Source organism: Halotia branconii CENA392 (assembly GCF_029953635.1).
Taxonomy (GTDB): domain Bacteria; phylum Cyanobacteriota; class Cyanobacteriia; order Cyanobacteriales; family Nostocaceae; genus Halotia; species Halotia branconii.
On record NZ_CP124543.1, the window covers coordinates 3,872,787 to 3,898,936 of the forward strand.

General features: G+C 37.9%; 14 protein-coding genes. 6 read left to right on the forward strand and 8 right to left on the reverse strand.

All coding sequences use genetic code 11. The features are described 5' to 3' along the window. Window positions 1–44: 44 nt before the first annotated feature. From QI031_RS17010 to QI031_RS17035, 6 genes are all read right to left on the reverse strand, one after another. Window positions 45–641 (reverse strand): DUF3318 domain-containing protein, encoded by a 597-nt coding sequence (locus QI031_RS17010; protein ID WP_281486056.1) that lies wholly within the window; start codon window positions 639–641, stop codon window positions 45–47. Between the two features lie 80 nt (window positions 642–721). Beyond that, on the reverse strand, window positions 722–2,800 hold the full coding sequence (locus QI031_RS17015) for a TonB-dependent receptor plug domain-containing protein (protein ID WP_281480848.1): 2,079 nt from the start codon (window positions 2,798–2,800) through the stop codon (window positions 722–724). A 100-nt stretch (window positions 2,801–2,900) separates the two neighbouring features. After that, entirely contained in the window at window positions 2,901–3,818 is a 918-nt protein-coding gene (locus QI031_RS17020; RefSeq protein ID WP_281480849.1) for a tetratricopeptide repeat protein, read from the reverse strand. A 96-nt stretch (window positions 3,819–3,914) separates the two neighbouring features. After that, a complete protein-coding gene (gene petJ, locus QI031_RS17025; protein ID WP_281480850.1) occupies window positions 3,915–4,247 on the reverse strand; it encodes a cytochrome c6 PetJ in 333 nt (110 codons plus the stop codon). Window positions 4,248–4,429: 182 nt separating this feature from the next. Continuing rightward, window positions 4,430–4,933, reverse strand: a complete 504-nt coding sequence (locus QI031_RS17030) for a GNAT family N-acetyltransferase (RefSeq protein ID WP_281480851.1) — start codon at window positions 4,931–4,933, stop codon at window positions 4,430–4,432. 386 nt (window positions 4,934–5,319) lie between these two features. Beyond that, window positions 5,320–6,489, reverse strand: a complete 1,170-nt coding sequence (locus QI031_RS17035) for an RpoD/SigA family RNA polymerase sigma factor (protein ID WP_281480852.1) — start codon at window positions 6,487–6,489, stop codon at window positions 5,320–5,322. 781 nt (window positions 6,490–7,270) lie between these two features. Between QI031_RS17035 and priA the strand changes: the two genes are divergently transcribed. From priA to QI031_RS17050, 3 genes are all read left to right on the forward strand, one after another. Continuing rightward, window positions 7,271–9,994: a primosomal protein N' gene (gene priA, locus QI031_RS17040; protein WP_281480853.1), complete on the forward strand. Its 2,724-nt coding sequence runs from the start codon at window positions 7,271–7,273 to the stop codon at window positions 9,992–9,994. 1 nt (window position 9,995) lies between these two features. Continuing rightward, window positions 9,996–11,285 (forward strand): FAD-dependent oxidoreductase, encoded by a 1,290-nt coding sequence (locus QI031_RS17045; RefSeq protein WP_281480854.1) that lies wholly within the window; start codon window positions 9,996–9,998, stop codon window positions 11,283–11,285. Between the two features lie 66 nt (window positions 11,286–11,351). Next, the gene (locus QI031_RS17050; protein WP_281486057.1) at window positions 11,352–17,030 is read left to right on the forward strand and encodes an ATP-binding sensor histidine kinase; all 5,679 of its coding nucleotides are present in this window, start codon (window positions 11,352–11,354) and stop codon (window positions 17,028–17,030) included. A 16-nt stretch (window positions 17,031–17,046) separates the two neighbouring features. On the opposite strand, the gene QI031_RS17055 is transcribed toward QI031_RS17050, so the two are convergent. Then, complete coding sequence (locus tag QI031_RS17055) at window positions 17,047–18,438, reverse strand: cytochrome P450 (RefSeq protein WP_281480855.1); 1,392 nt, start codon at window positions 18,436–18,438, stop codon at window positions 17,047–17,049. A 29-nt stretch (window positions 18,439–18,467) separates the two neighbouring features. Continuing rightward, window positions 18,468–19,454 carry a terpene synthase family protein gene (locus tag QI031_RS17060; protein WP_281480856.1) on the reverse strand — a complete coding sequence of 329 codons (987 nt, stop codon included), beginning with the start codon at window positions 19,452–19,454 and terminating at the stop codon, window positions 18,468–18,470. A 1,173-nt stretch (window positions 19,455–20,627) separates the two neighbouring features. On the opposite strand from QI031_RS17060, the gene QI031_RS17065 reads away from it, so the two are divergent. From QI031_RS17065 to QI031_RS17075, 3 genes are all read left to right on the forward strand, one after another. Then, window positions 20,628–23,582 (forward strand): PAS domain-containing protein, encoded by a 2,955-nt coding sequence (locus QI031_RS17065; protein ID WP_281480857.1) that lies wholly within the window; start codon window positions 20,628–20,630, stop codon window positions 23,580–23,582. Window positions 23,583–23,709: 127 nt separating this feature from the next. After that, on the forward strand, window positions 23,710–24,207 hold the full coding sequence (locus QI031_RS17070) for a response regulator (protein WP_281480858.1): 498 nt from the start codon (window positions 23,710–23,712) through the stop codon (window positions 24,205–24,207). Next, window positions 24,173–26,068, forward strand: coding sequence for a hybrid sensor histidine kinase/response regulator (locus QI031_RS17075; protein WP_281480859.1), 1,896 nt, complete (start codon window positions 24,173–24,175; stop codon window positions 26,066–26,068). The genes QI031_RS17070 and QI031_RS17075 overlap by 35 nt, the downstream gene beginning before the upstream one ends. Window positions 26,069–26,150 lie beyond the last annotated feature (82 nt).

Sequence of the window (26,150 nt, forward strand, 5' to 3'; positions counted from 1 at the left end):
CCCGATTACTCAACTTGAAGATAAGTTTTGTTTATTCAGCGCTTTTAATTTTTTGGTATACCAACGGGTGATAATCCAGCGATCGCCCGCAAGTTTTGGCAGCGCATCAATTCGCTAAAATTAAAACTGGTACGTCCTTCAATTTTAGCGATCGCTTCAATAGCAGATAATAAATGCTGGGCGGCTTCGGTTTCAGAATAACCTCGCCGTTGGGCTATTTTAATGGCTGTGGCATCGGCACTTAATTCTGACTCTTGAGATTTATTATTACGCCAAATACGAGCTAAAGCGATCGCACTCAATCCTCCAGCAACAGCTACACCCACTACATCTGACTGTGCTGATTCGATTAATCCACCCACAAGTCCCGCCACTACTACACCTTTATAAATATTGGGTTTAAACCACTTCACTCCTGTTAACCAGCTAACTTTTTGCAATAGTATTAAGTCTCGTTGTGGTTTTGCCAAACGCAGCCATAAGTCAAAATTAATATATATCGGTCGCTCCTGATTCCACGGCAACGGAAAAACAGCATCAATGACCTTAGCTTGTTCTGGCTTGCTGACGATTTTTGTAGTCATGCGAGCAGAGGCGGGCATTATATCTAATAAACGACGAATTTCAAAATTTGGCTCCATGATTTTAAAGAAAATTGATGCTGACATCCCAATTTTGAAGCACTTGGTGAGGGATGTCTAGCGAAAAGCCGCTTTACGAATTACAAACTGGAGGTTAAACCTATACGAAAAGTAAAGCCAGGACTATAGATACGATTAACTCGCTCGTATTGTTCATCTAGTAAATTTTCTAAGTAAACTGTTAGTCCCAAACTACTATTTATAGGTATGCGACCGCTTAAATCTAAATTTACAAAAGAAGGTATAAAATCTAGACTTGTGTCACCAGGATTCGTAAAAAAGGCTCTACGAGCGCCACTATTGTAAGTAACATACAAATTAGCTTGCCAGCCAGAATTTTGATAACCTATACCACCTTGCAAGACGGAGTAGGGAATAAAACCTAATTGCAAACCTTTTTCTGAGCCTGTTTTGATTTGGGCATCTGTATAAGTGTAGTTAAGAAAAGTTGACCAATTAGCAGCAAATTTTAATTGTATTGCTGCCTCAAAACCATTGGTATCTACTAGTCCAATATTTTCCCATCTTCCGGCAATAATTCCTAATCGATTATCTAAACTACTGCCGAAGTAAGTGAACTGTCCAGTCAAATTATCAGAAAACTTGATATCGACTCCCGCAGTCCAAGATGAGCCTGTTTCTGGCTCTAAATCAGGGTTTTGTTCCCAACCATGAACTGTATCATAAACATACAATTGATCTAACCCAGGATTACGCTGTCCTCCTGCCCAACTACCGCGTACAGCAACATTTGGTGTGACGGCATAACGTAAGCCAGTACTAGGATTAAAATAGCTGCCAAACTGTCCATCAAAGCTTTGTCTTAATCCTAAATCTAACTGAAAATCATCACTAATATTCCAAGTATTGACAGCAAATAAGGCTGTATTCAATACACTTCTATTTTCAGTTTCATTATTGGCAATTCTGCTAGGATTAGTACTTAAAACATCGCCGTTTAAGTCAGTATTTTTTAAATCTAATCCCCAACGTAATTTATTATTAGTAGTCAATTTCCATTCATGATCAACCCTAGCGGTGATTTGTTGTGTATCTAAAGCCCCTGTGCGGTAAAAATTTCCTGTAGGTCCATAAGTGCTAAAGTAATCTTGGTTATAGCCTAGTGAAGTTGTCAAAGTAGAATCTTGAGCATTACCTAGCTGAGTTTTCCAAGATAAGCCAACATTTAGCCCATCATGGTCTAGTCTGTCTCTTTGCAGAGGAAAACCAAAATAAACTAAGCCGCGACGACTGCTGAGTTTAGTAACATCTAAATTTAAAGAGTTTTTGGGATCTAAATTTAGGGCAATGCTACCAAAGTAAGTACTTGTAGCTGTGTCTGCATTTGATAAAAAACCCTGAGAATCACGATTTGCTGCACCAAGCGGAACACGGTAACGGTTATCGGTAAAGTATCTTTCAAAGCTAAAGTTATATTTGACAGCACCAGATGAGCCACCATAACTCACCTGTTGATTATTTAAACTCAATGAGCCAAATTCTACGCTACCAGTCAATTTAGGTTCGCCATAACCTTCTTTGGTGATGATATTGACAACTCCTCCAAAGGCTGATGAACCATACAAAGCGGAGGTAACACCGCTATATAATTCCACTCGTTCAATAGCTTCTACAGGGATACTATTTAAGTCAGTTCCACCATGATAGGTATTGATGTTGGTATTAATTGGTCTGCCATTAATTAAAAATACAGACTGATTAATTGATGCTCCCCGGTAGTATGTACCTGTGTGAATATCCGCACCATGACCGACATCATTAATCGCGAATCCAGGCATTTTTTTTAATACATCAGCTAGACTTGCAGCACCCTGTTTTTTTATTTCTTCTTGATCAATAACGTAAACGGGAGTAGATTCGGGTAGAGTATCTTGTTCTCCGATTACTTCGATAAAAATGTCTGCATCATCAGTGGAAGTCGGATCTGTTTCTGGCTGATTTTCTGAATCAACGTTATTTGGTGTAGATTCTTGAGTTAATAATTCAGCATTAGTTGCAGGTAAATTGATTTCATGCAAATGATAAATAACTGCATTTACCTGAGTTGATTTATTAACATCTTTTGGCTCAATATCCGCAGCAAAGACAGGAAAAGCTATCAGTAAGCTTGGTAAAGCAACTGGAACAAAAAAAAACACCTATTCACGTTTATCTCTCACACCAAGTAAAAACAGTAACCAAATGATATTGTTCCTGTTTTTGTAAATGAGTGTCAAAAGACAAGCTGTCATACTTGTACTAAGCAATTTCAGTTGCCAATTGGATTTGTTGTCGGAGACTTTTTAGTAAGTCTAAAGTTTTTTGATAGGCAACCTGATTTCCTTGATGTCCAAAATACTTAGATGCTGTTTGTAAATCAGCGATCGCCTTTTGATGATACCCTAAACGATAGCTAGCCACTCCTCGGTTAACATAAGCTTGGGCATTACTGGCGTTCAATCGAATGACTTGCGAAAAATCTCGTATTGCACCAAAATCATCGCCGTTTCTGCCGCAAGTACAAGCTCGGTTAAAATAAGCTCTGTCATCTTGAGGATTAAGACGAATTGCTATATCAAAATCGAGTACTGCTGCGGCAAAGTCTTGTAACTCAAAACGCACCAAGCCTCGGTCATTGTAAATATTCGCTAACGGTAAACTAGTAGTCTGAGGAATTTGAGTCAGAGCTAGATTATAATTAGTGATCGCCTCTAGGTAATTACCTTCGCCTGTGTGGGCTAGTCCTCGGTTATAATAAGCTCGAAAATCATCAGGTCTTAGAGCGATCGCTTGGTTATAATTAACAATGGCAGCTGGGTAATTTCCTTGTCTGTAATGTGCCAATCCCCGGTTAAGATATGGTTCAACATTGTCTGTTGCCAAATTTATCGCTTGCGTACAATCTGCGATCGCTTGGTGGTAATCTTGTAATTGTAGATAAGCCAGACAGCGATCGTTATAAGCTACAGGCAAATTTTGCTGTAGTTGAATTGCTTGGTTGAAATTATCTATTGCTTTATTGTAACCACCATTCCTCATTTGCTCTATACCCAAATTTAAGAACTCGCTGGATGTATTTTGGGCAGTAAATAGAGGTGACGAATGGGCGTTAGGAGTCGAAAAAATCAACAAAAAAGCAATAAATATACTGAGAAACAATCGCCTAAAATCAGTCATAAGCGTCCTAGGTGACAATTTCAGCTACAACAAAATTAGCGGGACAAAAAGCCCCGCAAAGTGTTAATTGTGGAAGTTCAATTGATTTAACCTGAACTACCAGCCCTTGTCTGCTTGTTCAATTACATAAGCAGCTACATCTGCAATTTGGTCTGGTTTTAAACGACCTTTAAAAGCTGGCATAGCATTTTTACCATTCGTCACTTGAGCAATAATCGCTTCTGCTGAGTACATATCGTACTTTTCTAAAGCGTCTTTTTTCAAGTTTTTGGCAGCTTGAACTAAATTCTTACCACCCGCATGGCAAGAAGCACAATTAGCACTAAATACTTTGGCTCCACTAACACTGTCTGCTGCCAAAGCCGGACTACTGAAGGCAAAAGTGAAGATTGCTATGCCTAACAATAGTACCGAAAAAATTCTTTTCATCTCGTGTTCCCTCTACAATAACGGCTAATTTGAGGCGATACCCTTCATAATTGTTCATTTAAATAGTTACCTACGTCAAAAGACAAGCCGTCAAACTTTGCTTTTCCTATGCCCCATACCCCCTCGCCCTGAGCGAAGTCGTTCGACGGAGTCGTTCCCGAAGGGTAGGGATGCCCCATACCCTATGCCCCATGACTTTTTGCAGCCAATTCTGTCAGCGCCTCTTCTGTTACTCGGCAGATTCGCCAATCATCTAAAATAGATGCGCCCATACTGCGATAGAATGCTTGTGCCGACACATTCCAATCTAAAACACTCCATTCTAGTCGCCCACAACTGCGCTCTACAGCTATTTGAGCCAGTTTAGTTAAAAGAGCCTTACCAATACCTTGCCGCCGATATTCTGGTGATACAAACAAATCTTCTAAATAAATTCCGGGCTTGGTAAGAAATGTAGAATAGTTATAAAAAAATAGAGCAAAACCAACAGCTTGTCCTGCATATTCTGCTAATATTGCCTCAACGTATTTTTGGGAGCCAAACAGATGCTCCTTGAGTTCAAAGGCATTGCCGGTTACGGCATGAGATAATTTTTCGTACTCTGCAAGCTGTTTAATTAATTCAAATAGTATATTGCTATCAGCTGGTTCCGCAAAACGCAAAATCAAATCACTACGTGCAGTCATCAGTCTAAAATCCTTAGTCTATAGTTTTATAGTCTATAGTCTTTGGTGTAAATTTTTTGACCAAATGATTTTTAACGCAGATAAGTAGTATAGTTTGAGACCATTAGAACATCTTAAAAACTTTTATTTCAAATCCCAAATTGATATTACGGAATAAAGAATCGAGTTTATATAGCTATTGGTAGATAATTTAGGACATAAACTGAGATAGTAAAACTCAAAAACAAAAAGACTTTTAAGTTTGTTCCCTATTCCCTATTTCCTTGTTATAGATACCCAGGTGGTGGTTAGGATTAAACAATATACTTCAAGCCCCCTATATTTCATCGGGAGCCAATCGGCTGTGGGGTTGCATTTCTATCTCCAGCAAAATCATATCTGACTGCTTAAATTAACCAACCCTTTAAACGTTTGGCTATGTGAGGACGACGCAATTTTCGCATAGCTTTACTTTGAATTTGCCGCACGCGTTCACGAGAAAGATTGAACATATTACCGACTTCTTCTAAAGTGCAAGGTTCACTAGTTGTCAAACCATAGCGCAGAGAAATTACGTCTTTTTCTCGCGGAGTTAGCACATCACCTAAAACTTCCCAAATCTCCTGACGCATCATGTTTTCATTCATCTTTGCTTCTGGAGATAAATTATCTTCATCTTCTAGCAAATCCATTAATTCCGTATCTTCTTCCTTACCAACACGGTGATTAAGGGACAGTGCTTGACGACGTAGTTGTTGTAGTTGACGTAGCTGTTGGACATTCATTTCTAAAGCTTCTGCCATTTCCGCTTCGGAGGGGTTGCGACAGAGTTTTTGTTTTAATTCTCGCTGCGCTTTTTTCAGCTTGTTAAGTTTTTCGACAATGTGGATGGGCAAACGAATTGTCCGCGCATCATTAGCTATAGCTCGTGTAATCGCTTGTCTAATCCACCAATAGGCATAGGTAGAAAATTTGTATCCTTTATCGGGATCAAATTTTTCTGTAGCACGATTTAAACCCATTGCTCCTTCTTGGATTAAATCCAGAAAAGGGACTCCGCGATTTAGATATCGTTTGGCAATTGATACGACTAATCTCAAGTTTGAGCGAATCATTTTACGTTTCGCCACTCTACCTTGATACAAGCGACTTTCTAATTGCTTTTCTGTCAAATCTAATTGAGAACCTACTTGCTCTTTGGTAGGTTGCTCTTTTAGTTCCAACTCCAAAGCAACTTGTATTTCTCTAACTTCCTCTAAAAATCGCACTCGTCGCGCTAATTCCACCTCTTCATCAGGTTTTAATAGCGGATAACGTGCCATTTCTTTAAAAAACGCACCTACAGCATCGTCATGCTCAGTTTTGTTATATCCTGAAGGCCGAGCTGCGGCCATTTCATCTCCATCACGTTCATCTGATTCCAGATTTTCGACAATAGAGGAATCTTCTTCTATTAATGGTTCTAAATTATGGAGTGATTGTTCTTCATGCTCAACTGCATTCTCCAGTATTTCCATTGTTCCCAATTCAGCAATATTCATAGTTTCCTTTAGGGACTGTTGCTTTGTTTGGTACATAATTAGTGACAGCTGTTTATTTGAGAATTGGTAGTTTTCCCTAAGAAACAAATGCACCCGCTTCATAGCAAAATACAGGTTACTGCCAATTGCCTATCAGAAGTCGAAATCAATCTCTAGCTGTCATTTTGTTGGTTATTGCTAGATAGATCTTCTAACGAATAGTTGTTTTTGCACTCAAAAACTATCTTCTCAGGTTCCAACAGATATATTCCTTATTTTTTTATTAATCCCCAAATCTGTCAAACCCCCTTCAACCTTCATCCACCTTAACAAATATCAAGTACTCAGGTAAATCTCCCCATATCTTAAAAAATCATATATTTTTAAAAATTTTTTAATTTATATGGGTTGGTATTAATTGCTGCGATCGCAATTTTTACTTCTGGGGTTATATATTTTTCATAAACTCCCCTAAAACGGCACTAATTAAGCAATTTAATTTTTCCAAATATCTTCTTTGTATAAAAGCATCTCATATACTCAAAGGATTGAATATCTATCGGTAGGCGGAAAAAGGCTATGCCCTATTTAGTAAATAGACACACTTTTTCAGAAATAGCCGAGGAGAAAGTTTGATTTTTTATAGTGAACTTCAAATATTTATTGCATGTATGGTTGCTATAAGTTTGTCTAGTAGATTACATAAGCCGAAATTTATCAAATCTTATGTGTATTAAAAGTATTGTTAAATACACTTTACATTTCAGAAAGTAAAAAGTTAAATTGATGCCAGATAGGCAAAGTCAATAAAAATATCTGTCTATAAAATTCAGAAACTATGTATATAAATGACATAAATTTACCTAATTTTATGGTTGCTGAACCGGGAGAATCCTATCAGTCAAATAAAAACACAACTCAGTGGATAGAAGTACTGGTGGACTTTCCAAGCAACACCGGATTATTTACCTACCGATTGCCCCCACAGTTAAAAGTAAAACCTGGGGATATTTTAAGTGTGCCATTTGGCGCACAGCAATTAGGCGCGATCGCCATTCGTTTATTAACAAAACCAAACGTAGATCTACCACTAGAAAAAATTCGAGAAGTAGAAGATGTAGTCAGTGCTGGATTTTTTACCACTGCTTATTGGGAATTATTAAATCGAGTAGCCGCATATTACTATACACCTTTAATTCAAGTTATCCGGGTAGCTTTACCACCAGGTTTGCTTGGGCGATCACAACGTCGTATTCGTTTGACTATAACTGGTGCAGCAGTTTCTCCTAAAATTAATGCCAATATCTGGTCAGATAGACCCCTATTTCGTTCTTGCCATTATCCTTATTCCCACTTACTAAATTTGTATTTATTTAATATTTTGGAAAAGAATGAACTAATTAAAACTTTGGCTTTATTAAGCTTTAAAAGCTCGGTAGCAGAAGTCAAAAGTACAGACGCTAATAAAATTTTGCAGATCCTCCAACAACAACCAGAAGGCGACTATAGCTTCCGATATTTACAGCGTCAAGTCCAACGAGCCTACAAAGAAGTACGCGAACTTTCACAACAAGGTTTTGTAGAAAGCTATTTAGAAACACCACGACAAATTAAACCTAAATTTGAAAAAGCAGTGACGCTTGTAGGAAATACGTTTGACCGAAATTTAACTACTCGCCAAAGAGAAATTTTGGAAGTTCTGCGACGACGTGGTGGTGAGTTGTGGCAAAGTGAATTATTGCAAATTTGTCATGCTAGTTCATCTACCCTCAAGACGATGGCACAAAAAGGCTATTTAGTTATTGAAGATAGAGAAGTGCTGCGAACAGAACAAAGCCAATTATTAACCCAAGATCAAGCAAAGTCTTTAAATTCCGACCAAGCTAACGCTTTGACAAGCATACAAGCAATAGACGGGTTTGCTCAAGTATTATTGCATGGAATCACAGGTTCCGGCAAAACAGAGGTATATTTGCAAGCGATCGCACCTCTAATTCAGCAAGGTAAATCTGCTTTAGTCTTAGTGCCAGAAATTGGACTGACACCGCAGTTAACAGACCGTTTCCGCGCCCGATTTGGTAGCAAAGTCAGCGTTTATCACAGCGCCCTCTCAGAAGGAGAACGTTACGACACTTGGCGACAAATGCTCACCGCAGAACCCCAAGTAGTCATCGGGACTCGCAGTGCAGTTTTCGCCCCATTACCCAACTTGGGCTTAATTATTTTAGATGAAGAACACGACAGCAGCTTTAAACAAGATTCTCCCATCCCCACTTACCACGCCCGCACCGTCGCTCAGTGGCGGGCAGAATTAGAAAACTGTCCTTTAGTGTTGGGTTCTGCTACGCCTTCTTTGGAAAGTTGGGTAAGCGTGGAGGAACAGGGGGGCAGCACTTCGGCTTCGCTCAGTGACCAGGGGCAGGGGGCAGGGGAGGCAGGGGAGGCAGGGGAGGCAGGGGGAGAATTTAGCTCCTCAACTTACTACTTATCATTGCCTGAACGTATTAACTCCCGTCCTCTGCCACCGGTAGAAATAGTGGATATGCGGCAAGAATTGCAACAGGGAAATCGTTCTATATTTAGTAAGCCGCTAAAAGAAGCTTTAGAACAACTACAAGAAAGACAACAGCAGGGAATTTTATTTATTCATCGGCGGGGACATAGCACTTTTGTCTCTTGTCGCAGCTGTGGCTATGTCTTGGAATGTCCCCATTGTGATGTTTCGCTATCTTATCACCACACCGAAGCCGGAGCGCCGCAATTATTACGCTGTCATTACTGTAACTATGGGCGATCGCATCCGCAAGAGTGTCCCGAATGCAGTTCTCCTTACCTCAAATTCTTTGGTAGTGGTACTCAGCGTGTCGCTCAAGAATTAACACGACAGTTTCCGCAGCTACGTTTTATCCGCTTTGATAGCGATACCACCCGCAATAAAGGCGCACACCGTACCCTACTGACTCAGTTTGCTAATGGGGAAGCAGATTTATTAGTAGGTACACAAATGCTGACTAAAGGTTTAGATCTTCCCCAGGTAACGCTTGTCGGTGTTGTCGCTGCCGATGGACTGCTGCATCTTAGCGATTATCGCGCTAGTGAACGGGCATTTCAAACCCTAACTCAAGTTGCTGGACGCGCTGGCAGAGGTGATGATCCCGGTAGAGTAATTGTGCAGACTTACACCCCGGAGCATCCAGTAATTGAAGCTGTCAAACAGCACGATTATCATTCTTTCTCTGAGGCTGAACTACAACAACGGCAAGAACTCAATTATCCCCCTTACGGCAGGTTAATTTTATTGCGATTGAGTAGCCTTGATCCCATACAAGTACAAAATACAGCGCAAGCGATCGCAGTAGCATTAAGTGCCAAATCAGGATTTGAAATTTTAGGCCCTGCACCAGCTAGTATTGTGCGGGTGGCTAATCGTTATCGCTGGCAAATCTTATTAAAATTTGCCCATGATGCATTACCACAATTACCCGACTGGGAGAAAGTGCGGTCGCTTTGTCATGATGCTGTTAGCTTAACAATAGACGTAGATCCATTAAATATTATGTAATATGGTCAAAAAAGTAGCGATCGTTGGTGCTGGACCTAGTGGACTTCTTTTAGCTCATTACCTGTTGCGTCGTAGTGATAAATATCAAATTGACATTTATGAACGTCGCAGTGATCCCCGAATAATTCCCTTTTCCAAATCTAGAACCTTTCCTATCTCCCTCAGCGCCAGAGGAATGAATGCTTTACGACAAATTCCTGGATTGGAAGCAGCAGTCAAAGCTATCAGCTTGGAGATGACGGGAGCAGTTTTTCACCAAAAAAATGGCAAAGCGCGGCTGACACCCAGAAAACAATCTCTGTTTACTCTTGACCGTACTAGTTTAGTAATTGTGCTATTAGAAAAGTTAAATGAAAAGCATGATAATAGTCAACTCAATATTCACTTTAACTGTCAATGTACTCAGGTAGATTTTGCAGCGAAAAAGGCAATATTTAAACAAGTTGAAACAGAAACAGATTTTACTGTTGATTATGACTGGTTAATCGGTGCTGATGGTTCGCGTTCTGTAGTTAGAGAAAGTTTTTTTGGTACAGAACTATTTGAATGTGAGCAGAAGTACATCCCCTCAGATTACAAGTCGATTTTCCTTCCCCGTCCAGATGCCAACGTAGAAACTAACCTCAAACCCGATAAAATCCATACTTGGACATTAGATGACAGCACAATATTTCTGCTTTTACATCAACGAGATGGGACAATTAGTGGTGTTATTTACTTTCCTCATCAAAACAATCAGCTAATTGGACTTTCTAGTAAAGAAGAGGTTATCAAATTCTTTTGTGAGCATTTCCCCGAAGTTGGTCAATTAATGCCAGAATCAGAAGCCGCAGCTTTCCTCACTAGACCGATATCGAGAATTATCACAATTCGCTGTAACCGTTATCACCAAGGCAATAGTGTACTATTAATTGGAGATGCGGCTCATGCTGTGTCATCATCCATTGGTCAAGGTTGCAATGCAGCTCTTGAAGATGTGGTTTTGTTGAATCAGCTTTTGGATGAGTATTCTGATAATTTACCTACAGTCATAGAACAGTTTACGATTCGTCGCCAGTCAGATGCCCATGCTTTAGTAGAACTTGGTGATTATGCTTTTCCTGCATCTAAGAGTTTATTAATTGAGTTTATTTTTAGGGAACTAATTAGCAAAACCCTACATCGGTTGTTTCCTCAACGGTTTTCACCATCTTTATTTGAACTGATATCTGAAAGTACAGTTCCCTATTCAGAAATTTTGAATTTATACCAAGGTTGGATATCCAAAGTTAAAAAATCGAACCAAATATAACGTGATACTTAGAGTAAGTATTAGGGAATACTAAAGCAGAGAAACAACACTATGAGAATCGCTGCAATGTTAGTACTATCCGATACAATATTTACCCTGCCCGGATATCGCATTACTGAGCAAATCTACTCAGGCAGCAAAACCCTAGTTTATCGAGGCTTTAGAGAACAAGACCAAACAAGTGTGATTATCAAGCTGATGCGGAATGAGTATCCCACCTTTAATGAAATTGCTCAGTTCCGCAATCAGTATACCATCACCAAAAACCTTGACCTTCCTGGCATAGTTAAACCTCTATGTTTAGAAAATTACCGTAACGGCTACGCCCTAGTAATGGAAGACTTAGGTGGTATATCACTCAAAAATTGGGGACAAGGAAATAAGGGAAAAGAATTAAATGGTTTAGGTCTAAAAGAATTTTTCCATATCGCCATAGAAATAGCATCTACCTTAGAAGGATTGCATCGCGCTCGCATCATCCATAAAGATATTAAACCTGCAAATATTCTCATTAATCCCAATACAAATGAAATCAGACTTATTGATTTTAGTATTGCTACATTACTACCCAGAGAAATTCAATTTCTCACCAATCCCAACGTTTTAGAAGGAACACTTGCTTATATTTCCCCCGAACAAACGGGAAGAATGAACCGAGGTGTCGATTATCGTAGTGATTTTTATTCTTTAGGTGTCACCTTTTTTGAACTGCTCACTGGCAAGTTACCTTTCAACAGTACTGACCCGATGGAGTTAGTTTACTCCCACATTGCTAAACAACCACCAACAGCAAGATATACAAATCCTCATGTTCCCTTAATCTTATCTGATATTGTCAGCAAGCTGATGGCAAAAAATGCCGAAGACCGCTATCAAAGCGCCCACGGACTCAAGTACGACTTAGAGGTGTGCCGCAATCAGTGGCAAGAAACAGGAAACATTGTAGCCTTCAAATTGGGAACAAATGACATTTGTGACCGTTTCCTCATTCCTGAAAAACTCTACGGTCGTCAACAAGAAGTAAAAACCCTACTTGCAGCTTTTGAGCGTGTTACGAAGGGAACAACAGAAATGATCATGGTTGCGGGGTTTTCTGGTATTGGTAAAACTGCTGTAGTTAACGAAATCCATAAACCCATTGTGCGGCAACGCAGCTACTTTATTAAAGGAAAATTTGACCAGTTTCAACGAGACATTCCCTTATCAGGATTAGTACAAGCTTTTCAGGATTTAATTGGGCAAATTCTATTAGAAACTGATGATCAAATTCAATATTGGAAAACTAAAATTTTGGCAGTATTAGGCGAACAAGCTCAGGTAATTACTGATGTCATACCTGAACTCGAACTAATTATTGGTAAACAACAATCAGTTAGTGAACTTTCTGGGAGTGCTGTTCAAAATCGTTTCAATTTATTGTTTCAAAGATTTATCGATGTCTTCACTACCAAAGAGCATCCTTTAGTGATTTTTCTGGATGACTTGCAATGGGCTGATACAGCATCTTTAAAGTTTATTCAATTATTAATGAATAAAAGTAACACAGTTAACAAAAATATTTTAATATCTTCCCCGGAAAGAATGGAGAATGTATGGACTCCCATTTTTGATGGTGAAGCTTGGGAACTAGATGAAACACAGGAAGTTAATGAAACTGAAGGAGGACTTTTACTAATTGGTGCATATCGTGACAATGAAGTTTCCAAAGCACATCCACTTGCTTTAGCACTCCAGGAGATAAAAGAAACAGGAGTAACCATTAATACGATCACTCTAGCACCTTTAAATCAGAGTCATTTAAACTGTTTGATTGCTGATACTCTTTGTTGTCAAAAATCTGTTGCTGTTTCTTTGACCCAGATGGTGTTTGCCAAAACTAAAGGTAATCCCTTCTTTTCTACTCAATTTCTTAAGTCTTTATATAAAGATGAAATAATTAAATTTAATTTTGATGTTGGCTTTTGGCAATATGATCTTGCAGAATTGCAGACATTAGCTTTGACAGATGATGTTGTAGAGTTTATGGCGCTTCAATTAGAGAAATTACCAAAAATTACTCAGGAAGTATTAAAACTAGCAGCATGTATAGGCAACGAATTTGACTTAAAGACTCTGGCGATTATACATGAAAAATCTATAGTAGACACTGCTTCTGATGTATGGGCAGCATTACACGAGGGGCTGGTTTTACCTCAAACTGATGTTTATAAGTTATATCAAGATGGTAGTACTTCAGGTCAATTTATTGATAGCTCAGAACCTCAAAAATTATCTATTGGTAGTTTACAATTACCCAAATATAAATTTATTCACGACCGAGTACAACAAGCTGCTTACTCTTTAATTCCTGAAGAACATAAAAAAACAATTCATTTAAAAATTGGGCTGTTACTGTTAAATAACATCCCAATTGTAGAACGGGAAGAAAAGATTTTTCAACTTGTTAATCAATTTAATATTGCAGTTGAATTGATTATAGATAAAACTCAGCGTGATGAATTAGCACAAATGAATCTGACGGCTGGACGTAAAGCTTTAATATCAACAGCTTATCCAGCTGCCCTCAAGTATTTAACTACTGGAATTGACTTACTAACAGCTGATAGTTGGGAAACAAAATATGAGCTAACCATAGCTTTGTATGAAACAGCAGCAGAGACAGCATATCTAGCCGGCGATTTTGAGCAGATGAAAAAATTTGTCCAAATCGTATTGACAAAAGCGAAAACACTGCTGGAAAAAGTGAAAGTTTATGAAGTTAAAATTCAAGCTGATGGAGCGCAAAATCAAGCACTAGAAGCTGTCAATACTGCACTAGTTGTTCTGAAATTATTGGCAGTAGAATTTCCTGAAAATCCCAATCAGTCTGATATTCAGCTAGCAATGGCAGAGCTCACATCGAGTCTAGCTAACAGGCAGATTGAAGAACTTATAGACCTACCAGAGATGATAGAAGGCAAATCATTGGCAGCAATGTGTATATTGTCAAGTGCATCTGGTTTAGTTTATCAAGCCGTTCCTCAACTTTTTCCACTATTTGTACTGAAACAAATTGAATTATCCCTTCAATATGGCAATGCACCATTATCTGCTTATGCCTATGTTCTTTACGGATTAATGCTCTGTGGGATGATGGGAGATATTGAATCTGGCTATCAATTTGGCAACTTAGCATTAAATCTGGTTACTAAGTTCAATACTAAAGAAGTAAAAGTGAAGATTAACTTAGTATTTAATACAGCTATTTTGCATTGGAAGGTACATGCTAACAATATTTTAAAACCTTTGATGGAAGGTTACTCTACTGGACTAGAAACTGGAGATTTAGAATACGCAGCTTATTCTCTTAATGCTTATTCTTATTGTTCTTATTTCATCGGAAGAGAACTCACAGAATTACAACGAGAAATGGCAATATATAGCCATGCTATTAGTCAAATAAAACAAAAAACAGTATTTCATTGGAGTACAATATATCGGCAAAATGTCTTGAATTTGGTATTTTCTGGAGAAAAACACTCTGATTTAATCGGTAGCGTAGATGAAAAACAAATATTGCCGCTTCTTTTAAAAGCTAATGATAGAATGGGACTTTTATATTTATATTTTGCTAAACTACATCTTTGTTATTTATTTGAGGATTTCCCTCAAGCAGTTGAAAATTCAAATTTAGCAGAAAAGTATCTCGATGGTGGAATAGGACAACTAGTTTTTTCTCAATTCTATTTTTTTGATTCACTAGCTAGACTAGCCATTTATCATGATATTGAGGAATATGAACAAAAGCATATTTCTCAAAAGGTAAGAGCTAATCAAGAAAAGATACAATATTGGGCGCATCATGCCCCCATGAATTATTTAAATAAATTTTATTTAGTAGAGGCTGAAAAATATCGTGTTACTGGTCAATATCTTGAAGCAATAAATCATTATGATCGTGCTATTTACCACGCTAAAGAAAATCAGTATATTAATGAAGAAGCTTTAGCTAATGAATTAGCAGCTAAATTCTTTATTGAATGGGAAAAACCGAAAATTGCTCAAACTTACTTAACTGACGCTTATTATGGCTACAGTCGTTGGGGAGCAAAAGCTAAAGTTGATGATTTAGCAAAACGTTATCCCCAATTACTTGCTCCCATACTCCAACAAGAAAAACTGAGCCTCCATACCAGTGATAAAAGTACTTATCCTACTTCTCAATCTATTTCAAGCCTCAGTAATAACCAAACAGTTATTGGCTCAAAAACAAGTATTTCAGATTCTTTAGATTTGGCTGCTGTTATTAAAGCGTCTCAAGCACTCTCTGGGGAAATTGAGCTTGAACAACTGCTTTCTACCTTAATGAAAGTTGTGATGGAGAACGCAGGAGCCTCTAAGTCTGCTTTAATTTTAAGTAAAGGCGATCGCTTGGACTTAACTATCACTGCTGTTAGTTCTAGTTCAACTTTTGAGTCTATCTCCACAGAATTTCCATCAGTTAATTTGGAGTTGAGCTATGATGTTCCAATTACTTTGATTAAGTACATTAAACGTATAAAGGAAATCTTTGTTGCCGATGATGCTAAAACTGTTGCTTTTTTAGCAGGCGATCGCTACATTGTTCATGAAGAACCTAAAAGTATTTTATGTATCCCAATTCTCAATCAAGGTAAATTACTAGGTATTCTTTACCTGGAAAATAATTTAACAACAGGAGCATTTACACGCGATCGTGTCGAAGTCCTCAAACTCCTCACCACCCAAGCAGCAATCTCTCTAGAAAATGCCATTCTCTATAAAAATTTGGCACAAGCAAATCAACACTTAGAAGAATATAACCATAATCTAGAAGAAAAAGTCGCAAAAAGAACAGCAGAACTTAACGATAAAAATCATAGTTTGCAACAAACACTACAAGAATTGCAACGTACCCAAACTCAATTAATCCAAAGTGAAAAGATGTCTTCTTTAGGACAAATGGTGGCTGGTATTGCCCATGAAATCAATAATCCCATCAACTTCATTCATGGCAATATTACTCATACCAGTGAGTATGTAGAAGATTTACTGGATTTGATTACTGTCTATCAACAGGAATACCCCAATCCTTCGCCTCTAATCGAAAAGAAAGCCTTAGAAATTGACATGGATTTCTTAGCAGAAGACTTACCCAAAATTATCGATTCTATGAAGGTCGGAAGTTCACGCATCCGAAATATTGTTTTAGGTTTACGCAACTTTTCCCGCTTGGATGAATCGGAAATGAAGCCTGTTGACATTCATGAAGGTCTTGACAACACTTTAATGATCTTACAACACCGACTTAAAGAACAAAGTGAAAGACCTGAAATTAAAGTAATTAAAGAATACACCCAACTACCACAAGTAAATTGTTACGCTGGTCAACTTAATCAGGTATTTATGAATCTTCTTAGTAATGCGATCGATGCTTTAGAAGAGTCATTTGTCAGTGGTCAGTGTGCAAATGAAACAACAACTAATAATCTACAAATTCAGATTCAGACTCAAATCGTTGATAGCAACTGGATAAAAATTTGCATTGCTGATAACGGTTTTGGTATGACTGAAGCAGTGCAACAAAAAGTTTTTGATCCATTTTTTACTACTAAACCAATAGGAAATGGTACAGGATTGGGGTTGTCAATTAGTTATCAAATCGTAGTGGATAAACACAAGGGACAGTTAACCTGTAATTCTACTCTAAGACAAGGGACTGAGTTTGTGATTGAGATACCGATATAACAGTAAGATAGCTAGACTAAAGGGCAGATGTAGTTGCTATATTTTCTAGAGACTTTTGATTAACACGCTGCCCTGTAATTACCATTTTGACTCCATTTGCAGGTGCAAGGGCAAAACCTCGACGCTGAGGTTTTTCTGGTCGTCGATCAACTAACGTGAGCTGATAGCGCGACAGGATAGTTGCTAAAACTAATTTCATTTCAAACTGAGCCAAAGCTTCACCCATACAGCGACGTACTCCTCCACCAAAAGGCATAAATTCATAGGGAGAAAACTGCTGTTTTAGAAAGCGTTCTGGCTTAAACTGCTTTGGTTGCGGATATAAATCTTCACGTTGATGAGTTAGATAAATGCTGGCAAGCAGTACTGTACCAGTCTCTAAAGGATGTCCTAGCAGTTCACAAGGTTCTTGCACTATCCTGGGGAACGAGAACATTACAATAGGGTAAATTCGCAAGGTTTCATTACAGACAGCCGTGAGATAAGGTAATTGGAAAATCTTCATGGGGTCTGGAAATTGACCCAAAGTATCCAGTTCTTGAAGCAATTTTTCACGGACTTGAGGCAAATAATGAATCCAGTACAATGCCCAAGCGATTGCTGTTGCTGTAGTTTCATATCCGGCTAGTATTAGCGTCATTAACTGATCGCGCAACTCCTGATCTGTCATTGCTTGACCAGCTTCATCTCTAGCTGATATCAATAAAGAAAGAATATCGATGCGTTCTGAATCTGGTTTTGCTCTGCGTTCAGCAATTTCAGCATATAGCAATTCATCAATTTTTTGGCGATCGCGCAAAAACTTTCCCCAAGGACTCCAAGCTCCAAAATCTTTTTGCAGAAATGAGAAAAAGAATAAGCTAGAAGTGAGTGGTGACTTAAAAAGATCCAATAACAACGTCAGTAGGTGCTTAAGTTTTTGAAATCTTTCTCCTTCATGAAGACCAAAAACAGCTTGCAAAATAACTTGAAGAGATATCTCCTGTGTAACATTCCGAGCGATAAAAGGCTCACCTATTGGTAGCTGACTAAAGACTTTTTCGGTCAGATTAGAGATTAACTGACCATAGGCTTGCATCCTTTCTCCATGAAACGAGGGTGTTACTAATTGTCGTTGCCGTTTATGCTGATTGCCATCTAATAATATGAGTGAATAGCTTCCAAGAAAGGGATGTAAAATTTTGTTTACCCCGCCAAGGGCAGCAAATTTTTTACGATCATCAGTTAAAATTTCCTGAATAGTTGCAGGATGATGTACGAATACTACAGTGTTTCCAAAACCAACTACTTCAGCAGTAAAAATCTCAGGATATTGCTGAGCTGCATTTTCCATAAATCCTACAGGGTCTAAAACCCATTGGAGTTTTTGGAGAAAAGCAGGAGTTGTCAGAGTGTTCGGTAATTGCATCTGATTTATCATTCTTGTTGCAGAACGTACTATACTTCAACTAGCTCTAAACTTTCTACTAACTCTAGTCTTTTTACAGTTTGATAGCGATCCGAGGAAAAATACCAATCGAGATTACTACGTATCCATGCATGACACCCTGAGATATATGCTGCAATTTGAGCATCTAACTCTTCTCCAAAAGATTGAATAGATGCTTCTAAGTTCAGAAGATATTTGACTTCTTGATCGTGCATTGCAGCAACTTTATTCATTGCTTCCTCCACAGTAATTTTTTGGTAATAAGATAGTACTAATACAAGATTATGAACATCACCACTAGCCATTTCTCTATGTGCTGAAAAGATATCGTTAGACCAAGCAATAATTTGTCCTGTCATTAGTTTTATCTGGTTCAGTAAGTGGTGATTTCGGAGAAAATTATTCACTGTAAATTGGTGGCAAAGTTCAGTCAAAGTGAGGAAAATATTTACTCCTACGCTTGATCTACGTAATAATATGTAAGTATTAACATCAGGTACTATTTTTTGAGCGCGGATTGTTGCTTCTTGGGCATATCCGTGGAACCATTCCTCAAAACCGTGAACTAAGTGAACAAACCATTCTTTGCTGGCTCTTTGGAGGGTCTGCTGTCGTAAATCTCTTAAAGCATGACTAAGAGGTATATCCTGACTTGTAAGTTCTGCTCCATGCAAAATTTCTAGAAATCTCTTGTGAAACATTTTTACAACTTTAGGTTGTTTTCCTAATTCTGACAAATCGCATTGATCATCCCAAATAAACACCCAACTTAACCAGTTATTAGCAATTTTAAGTTCTTCAAGTTGGCATTCAGGATATGCATGTGCAGCTAGCAAAAAAAATTTTGATTTTGAAAAACGCTGATATGATGATTCATTTGCTAGAAGATCGAAGCGTCGCACCCATTCTAAAGAACAGTTTTCCATAACATCAACATATTTATTGATTTTAGATGGAAATGGGCAGTATAAATCAGGGAAAATAATCTCGTTCATAAATCCTCCATTGGTTACAAACAGAAAAAACAAATTGGCTTCTTGAGAGAAGTTCAAAAAATATAAGAAGTCAATTGAATTTTTGATAAGCCAAGATAATCAAAGCCTATCATTACAATGTTTCGCAAGACTTCAGTTGAGTTCTTATATTAATGTCACTCTTGAAACTGAAAATTTTGAAATCTAACAACCTTAAGCATAAAAGCCATAGTTTAATCTTTTGACAACACGAAATCTAAAATTTCATGATCAAAAGATCACTATTATTTAATTTACAAGAAGATATTTTTAAGTCTGCAAAGCTACTGCAAAACAGCAACGCAGATAGAGAAACCCCCATCTTCTTTTAAGGTGTATTTTCTTGTATTCTGTAAACTTTCAGGAACAACACTTGATAAATTAATTTTCACACCGTATCAAACTCATTATGTGCGGTGTTGTATGAGATTGTGTTTAACTAGGTTGGAATCTCAAAAACTAACTTACTTAAGTATTATTTTATTTTTTCGCAAACATAACCGTAATTGTATGTAACTATAAAAAAAAGTTAAGTTTTTTTGTATACAAAGTAACAAAAAATACAAAATTTTAGCTAAATTACTTAAATTTCTACGTTTTTTCTTAAGATTTTATAGTTAAAACGGTTATATGTAACATATTTTATAAATTAAGTAAAATGCGTAAGTAATTCTATTTATAATTTTTAAGTTATTTTAATAACTTAAAAATTAAGTAACTAAACGTAAATATCATAGAACCATAACATAATCATCATTATCCTGATAAAAATTTTGTGATTAGCTCATTTAAACACAGGTTATAGAAACCTATTACCTATTCTGTTTTCTATCTAATGGCAGATGTAATTATAAGCAGTCAACTATAGTTGTAAATAATACAACGGTAATAATATTTCTAAACGTTAGTAAAATATCAATCTAAATAAAGATGACAACTAATAATTATTGCTATATATGTAGTTATTTTGAAGCAGCTTTAGGCACAAACTTATTATGCCCGCACTAGCTTTGAGCAATGATTTTTGAAGAGCGATCGCCTGTGATGAGTTGACGATAAAATAAGGGTTTACAGCTAATAGTCATTGCTTAACCCAGATCACAAACAACTGACCAGCGTAGCGTAAACAAAAAGTAATTCCTGACAACTAAACAAATGACTAATAACGATTCTGCTCTGATTTTAGTTGTGGATGATGACGATTTGACGCGAATGCATCTGTGCTATCTGATGAAACAAGCAGGATATCAGGTAGCAGAGGCGAGTAACGGTGACGAAGCACTGACTATTTATAATCATCGACAGCCAGATATAGTGCTGTTGGATGCGATGATGCCAGTGATGGACGGATTTACTTGCTGCGCTAAATTGCAAACACTTTCTGTTGCCAAAAGTACACCTGTACTAATGATTACGGCTCTTTACGATCAAGAATCCGTGGAACAAGCTTTTGCTGTGGGTGCAACTGATTTTATTAACAAGCCTATTCAATGGTCAGTGTTGCGTCAAAGAGTAGATCGTCTGTTAGCAGCTAATCGCACAATGCAGGTATTACGACAGCAAACTGAGCAAGCTCAACTGCGGGAAGCACAACTACGGATGGCACTAGAGGCAGCCCAAATGGGCATCTGGAACTGGGATTTGCAAACCAATAAAATTACCTGCTCGGATACCTTAGAAGCACTTTATGGTGTGAAAGAAGGTACTTTTAATGGCAATTGTGCAGCTTTTACTAACTGTATTCATCCTCAAGAGCGTGATTTAGTCAAACAAGCTAGTCAACAGGCAGTACAGAAAGGGGAAGATTACGATATTGAATTTCGAGTTGTTTTGCCCGATGGCAGCATTCGCTGGTTAGCCAGCAAAGGAGTAGTCTTTTATGATGCTTCTGGAATGGCTGTAAGAATATCGGGCGTAGATATAGATATTACCAAGCATAAACAAGCAGAGGAAACTTTGGAAGTTTATGCCAAACAACAAGCTATTTTGGCAGAGATGAGTCAAATGGCACTAAGTGGTACAGATTTAACTACACTGATGAACTTATGTGTTATTCACGTTGCTCAATGCTTGAAGGTAGAATATAGCAAAGTTTTAGAACTGCTGTCAGATGGCAATGCATTACTACTAAGAACAGGAGTAGGTTGGCAATCTGGGCTTGTAGGGCAAGCAACCGTCAGTAGCGGCATAAATTCCCAAGCTGGCTACACTTTGCTTTCTAGAAAACCAGTTATTGTCGATGACCTGCGTACAGAAATGCGATTTAATGGGCCACAATTGCTTCATGACCATCAAGTAGTTAGTGGCATTAGCGTTGTTATTGATAGTAAAGAACATCCTTTTGGTGTCCTAGGGGCGCATACAACTAAACAGCGCACCTTTACCAAAGATGAAGTTTATTTTCTTCAAGCCGTTGCAAATATACTTGCAACAGCTATTGAGCGTCAAAGAGTTGAAGAGGCACTGAAAAAAAGTGAAGAACGGGCTTCTTTGGCTGTACGGGGAAATAATGATGGCATTTGGGACTGGAACTTAAAGACTGATGAAGTATTTTTTTCGGCACGTTGGAAGGAAATGCTTGGTTACGAAGTCTATGAAATTGATAACCATTTAGATGAATGGATCAAAAGAATACATCCAGATGATCTGACTACGGTGAGACAAGCGATCGCTGATCATTTTGCTAAAACTACCCCATTTTATATCAGTGAGCATCGAGTCCGATGTAAAAACGACACATACAAATGGATTTTGGCTCGTGGTCAGGCTGTGTGGGATCAAGATGGTCATGCAATACGAATGACAAGTTCTCATACGGATATTACAGAACGCAAACTAGCACACGCAGAATTAGAACGGCAAAATATGCGATCGCAATTATTTGCCGATATCACTTTAAAAATTCGTAAGTCTTTACAAATTGATAAAATTCTCCAAACCAGTGTCACAGAGGTACAAAAGCTATTACACGCAGACCGTGTATTAATCTTGCGGCTCAAATCTGATTACTCTTTCATGGTGATGCAAGAAGCAGTAGTTCCTGGTTTGCCTATCTTTGTGGGGCAGTTGATTAAAGACCCTTGCTTTGGAGAAGATTACATCCAGCAATATCGTCAGGGAAGGATTAGTACTATTAACGACATAGAACAAGCTAATATCCAACCTTGTCATCTAGAATTACTAAGACAATTTGGTGTTAAAGCCAACCTTGTCGTCCCCATTTTCTGGAAAAATCAACTTTGGGGGCTACTAATTGCCCATCAGTGCGCCCATCCCCGCCAGTGGACTAACTGGGAAATTGAGCTTTTGCGACAACTAGCAGATCAAATAGGTATTGCTCTAGCTCAAAGCTTTATTCTTGAAAAAGAAACTCGTCAACGCCAAGAACTCGCTCGGTCTAACGAAGAATTACAACAATTTGCTTTTATCGCTTCCCACGATTTAAAAGAACCACTGCGTAAAATTAAAACATTTAGCGAAAGGCTGCAAACTACCTGTGGTGAATCTTTAAACGAACAGGGACATGACTATTTAGAACGGATGCACAATGCAGCCTTGAGAATGCAGAATTTGATTGAAGACTTGTTGACACTTTCGCGTGTTACTACTAGAAAACAGCCTTTTGTGTTGGTAAATTTAGCACAGATTGTACAAGAAGTCTTATCCGATTTAGAAGTATCTATTCAGCAAAGTGGAGGATGTATAGAGGTGGGTAAATTACCTATCATTAAAGCTGACCCTCTGCAAATGCACCAATTGTTACAAAATCTCATTGGCAATGCTTTGAAATTCCATTGTCCCCACACACCACCTATTGTTAAAATTTATAGTCAATTTTTAAACAGTCAATCAGATCAAATTTCCGTTGATTCCGAAACGTGCCAAATTGTTGTAGAAGATAATGGAATTGGTTTTGAAGAAAAATATATTGATCGCATCTTCAACATTTTTCAACGCTTACATAGTCGCAAAGAATACGAAGGTACAGGTATGGGTTTAGCTATCTGCCGGAAAATTGTTGAACGTCATCATGGAAAAATTACTGCACAAAGTAAACCAGGAAAAGGAGCAAAATTTATTGTCATTTTGGCAGTCGATTCTCAATCCTAATTTTTCTTACTGGAGAGGGATTATCAAAAATCCCTAAAATGAGGTTTATTGTACAACTATGACCAACGCTTATTATAATTCAACACTAAATTGATACTAATAATTATCATAAAGGAGACAATGCAGAGTGAAAGTTCGGCGAACAATGGTTACAATTTTAATGGCTGATGATGACGATGATGACAGCATATTAGTTCAAGAAGCTTTGAGAGAAAGTCAATTGTCAATTGAACTATGTATTGTCAAAAACGGTGAAGATTTAATGGATTATCTTCATAACCGTGGTCGATATACTGACAAGAATATTGCCCCACGTCCAGGTTTAATTTTGTTAGATTTAAACATGCCTAAAAAAAACGGTATTGAGGTACTGAAAGATATTAAAAATGATCCAAATCTCCGGCGAATCCCTGTCATAGTATTAACCACCTCAGAAGCACAAGGAGATATTTATCATACCTATGATTTAGGTGCAAATTCCTTTATAGTCAAACCAGAGAAGTTTGCTTGCTTAGTTGACGTGATGAAGACTATAGGAAAATACTGGTTTGAAATTGTAGAACTACCGCTAGAATTAGTGGGAGATGAAAATGAACAAAACCTTAATCAGAGTTCTTCTAATTGATGATGACGAAGATGATTACATCTTAACTCGTAATTGGTTTAGTGAATTTCAGGGAGCTTGCTGTGATTTGGATTGGGTAGATAGTTATACAGCAGCAAAGGATGCGATCGCCCGTCAAAATCATGATATATATCTTGTAGATTACCGTTTAGGTATACACAACGGACTCGAACTATTACGCAAAGCAATTGCCGACGGATGTTGTTCTCCATTCATTTTGCTCACTGGTCAAGGAGATAGAGAAATTGACCTAGAAGCAATGAAAGCAGGAGCAGCAGATTATTTAGAAAAAAGCCAATTGACTGCACCTTTGTTGGAGCGTTCTATCCGTTATGCTATTGAACGCAAACAAACAGAACAGAAAATTCGCCAACAAGCTGCTTTACTCGATGTTGCTACCGATGCCATTTTTGTACGTGATTTAGAAAACCAAATTTTATTTTGGAACAAAGCAGCTGAACGTTTATACCTTTGTAAAAAGGAGGAAGCTATTGGTAAGAAAGCACAGCATCTCTGGCATGAAAATGATTTGTCACACTTGCAATCAGCTCTCCATATTCTCATAAAAAATGGCTCCTGGGAAGGAGAGTTACATCAACGAACAAAGTGTGGTAAATCAATCACTGTAGAAAGCCGCTGGACATTAGTAAAAGAGTTTGGCAATAGACCACAATCTATTTTGGTTGTTAACACTGATATTACCGAAAAAAAACAACTAGAAGCCCAATTTCTCCGCGCTCAACGATTAGAAAGTATTGGCACTTTGGCAAGTGGCATCGCCCACGACTTGAATAATGTCTTAGCTCCTATTCTCATGACAGCGCAACTTTTAGAGTCATATATACATGATGAGCGCCCCCGGCGGCTGCTACCAATATTGATTACTAATGCTAAACGTGGAGCTAATTTAGTTAAGCAAGTACTGTCATTTACGCGGGGTATTCAGGGAGAGCATACTACCTTACAATTAAAACACTTAATCACTGAAATCCAGCAAATTGTTAAAGAAACCTTTCCCAAATCAATCGAAATTTCTATCCAAGTTCCGCAAAATCTAGGAACTATATCTGGTGATGCCACCCAATTGCATCAAGTATTAATGAATCTGTGTGTAAATGCTCGTGACGCTATGCCAAATAGCGGTAAATTAAAAATTTCAGCAGAAAACTTTTTGGTTGATGAAAATTACGCCAAAATGAATCTTGATGCTATGGTTGGTCCTTACATTGTAATTAATGTTACTGATACTGGAATTGGTATCCAACCGGAAATATTAGAACGGATATTTGAACCATTTTTTACTACTAAAGAACTTAGTAAAGGTACTGGGCTTGGTCTTTCAACAGTACTTGGTATTGTTAAAAGCCACGGTGGTTTTATTAATGTATACAGCGAGGAAGGCAAAGGTAGCCAATTCAAAATTTATTTACCTGCACAAGAGGCAACAGAAACTATAGAAGAAATAGAACAGGAATTACCTCAAGGTAATGGAGAATTGATTTTAGTTGTGGATGACGAAGCTGCAATTCGAGATATTACCAAAACATCTCTAGAAAGCCATAACTACCAAATAATTACAGCCAGTGATGGTATTGAGGCCATAGCCTTGTATGCAGAACATCGTGAGCAAATATCTTTAGTTATAACAGACATGTTAATGCCGTCTATGGATGGCATCAATACAATTCGGACATTACAAAAAATTAATCCTGATGTCAAAATTATTGCTGTTAGTGGGCTATCAACCAGTGATAAAGTTGATACAGCTTATGAAATAGGTATCAAAGCTTTTTTACCCAAACCTTACACTACTAACCAGTTATTGCAAGCTATTAGCAAAATAAACAAAAATAGGGAATAGGTGAGTTTAGCACTGCAAAGAAAACGACTTGTATTCCTTCACCGAAGAGGCAGAGGGGCATTGGGAATAGGGGATGGGGCAT